Annotated in this window: 2 protein-coding genes and 1 pseudogene; 2 read left to right on the top strand and 1 reads right to left on the bottom strand. The window is 44.1% G+C overall.

The features are described 5' to 3' along the window. Positions 1–953 (top strand): outer membrane beta-barrel protein (locus tag ACEW8S_RS18690; RefSeq protein WP_373519622.1); only part of this gene is annotated, 953 nt, incomplete at its 5' end. 48 nt (positions 954–1,001) lie between these two features. On the opposite strand, the gene ACEW8S_RS18685 is transcribed toward ACEW8S_RS18690, so the two are convergent. Next, on the bottom strand, positions 1,002–1,742 hold the full coding sequence (locus ACEW8S_RS18685) for a lysophospholipid acyltransferase family protein (RefSeq protein ID WP_373519621.1): 741 nt from the start codon (positions 1,740–1,742) through the stop codon (positions 1,002–1,004). 231 nt (positions 1,743–1,973) lie between these two features. Here ACEW8S_RS18685 and ACEW8S_RS18680 point away from each other — a divergent pair. Next, positions 1,974–2,145: pseudogene (locus tag ACEW8S_RS18680) on the top strand (tryptophan--tRNA ligase); the annotation flags it as partial.

Here is a 2,145-nt window from a genome sequence, read left to right as displayed (position 1 = left end):
CGGATACTTCAAAAACGGATATCGATAAAAAAATCCAAGGCGAGAGAGTGGCGGCCCAAGGAAATCCAAATACCATTTCTGAAAACCCGGATAAGGCAATCGTCCTAAATAATCAAATCGGAAAGAGTGATATTTCAAATGATACAATAGTCAATGGCAACAAAAAATCCATTTTTGAGGTACTCGAAGCGCAAGATAAAGAAGAGGAGGTTGTCGGAGAATCCGATAGTCGCTGGTCAGCCGGGCCGAATGTTGCCCCCGTCTATTTCAATGCTATGGGCGAAGGATCTCCCATTGACCCCGGTTTTTCACCAAATGCCAAATCGGGTACTACAAATATGAGCTACGGAGTATCCATAGCCTACGCCGTAACTAAAAAGTTGAGTGTACGTTCCGGCATCCACAAGGCAGAGTATGGGTATAACACCAACAACGTAGGGTTTTCGCCAACATTAGCGGTCTCGACAAGCGGCAGATTGCAAAATATCGACTATACCGACGGCCCCGGGATTCTTGCGGAGAACAGTCCTAATTTGAATTTGGATTCTTCCAACGGCTTGACTCCGGAGTTCAGTTCCTTGAATTCCGCTCGTGATGGCACTATAGCCCAAAGTTTCGGTTACCTCGAAGTACCTTTGGAACTCGATTACGCACTGATCGACCGTCGGTTCGGCGTGAACTTGGTGGGCGGTATCAGCTCTTTGTTTTTGATCGACAACTCCGTCACCCTGAATTCCGGTGAGCTGACTACCGAAATCGGCGAGGCCCGTAATTTGAACGACCTTAACTTTAGCACCAATGTCGGCTTTGGAGTCAATTATAAGTTTACCCCAAAAGTGCAACTGAATATCGAGCCGGTCTTTAAATATCAACTGAACACCTTCTCTAATGTTTCCGGTGATTTTCGGCCATTTTCAATCGGGGTGTATAGCGGGCTGAATTTTAGGTTTTGATTTTTGGTCATCTGTCTCGTCAATTGGGCATAAATCAATTATGACTTTTCAAACGCTTTTCAGCTCCCTTGAGATAATATTCCTCACATCCTCCCTAAGCGTACCCTTATCCTCTTCACCTAAAAGGCCCGTTTCAAAAAAACGATGCACTTTGGCACGTATTCTCCCTGGCCCACCACTGAAGAACGTAAACGAAAATCGCTTTTTATTGTCATAGAAGGTCATCGGCACTACGGGAATAGTATGGGCAACTGCCATTTTGAAGGCACCATCCTTAAATGGACCCAATAAAACGGTTTCATCATCCGGTACTCCGCCCTCGGGAAAAATGCAGATACTGAGGCCTTGGTTCAAACGTTTTTGCGCCCGCCGATAGACTCCGGTTCTGCTTTTGGTATCCTCACGGTCTACCAAGATACATACGCGTTTATAGAAAAATCCAAAAAGGGGAATCTTGACCAATTCCTTTTTTCCGACAAAAACGAATGGATTTCTACTGATGTGGAGCATTAGCATAATGTCAAGCATACTTGTATGGTTGGCTACCAGCATATAGCTTTTTCGTTGTTCCATTTTCTGCTCCCATTCGATTTGTGGCAGACAGCCCATCCCATATAAAATGGGTGTCGCCCACAGATTTCTGGCCATCCAAAAAAATTGTGGATACCATTTTTCTGAAAGTGTTGCCAACACTAAAAAGGGAAAGAAAATAATAATGGGCAGGGCGACCAAAATATAGAACCAGATTCGGTACAGCGTGTAGCCTATTTTTTTACATATGGAGCGCATTGGTCAAAAGTAACAATTTTAGGAGGTATCACCGATTTCTTTATCTTTGGCTTCCCTAGAATCAAACGGATTTTTATACGGTTTATGATTCGGGACAAAGATTCGTGTTACTTCGTGAAAATTGTGTCTTCGGTTGACACGAATTGCACTAACCCGCCTGCCGGAAGGGCTGGTTTTCAATAAAATTTACAAATTAATTATGAGGATTTTAGAATCTGAAACAAGAAAACAATGGCAAGAATCTTAACGGGCATACAAAGCACGGGCACACCACATTTGGGCAACATTTTAGGGGCAATCATGCCGGCAATCGAAATGGCGCAGCACCCCGAAAACGAATCCTTCCTTTTTATTGCGGACATGCATTCGCTGACCCAGGTAAAAAATGCGGATGAACTACGGC

Source organism: Pricia sp. (assembly GCF_041745955.1).
Lineage (GTDB): Bacteria > Bacteroidota > Bacteroidia > Flavobacteriales > Flavobacteriaceae > Pricia.
This window is presented reverse-complemented; position numbering and strand designations above follow the sequence as displayed.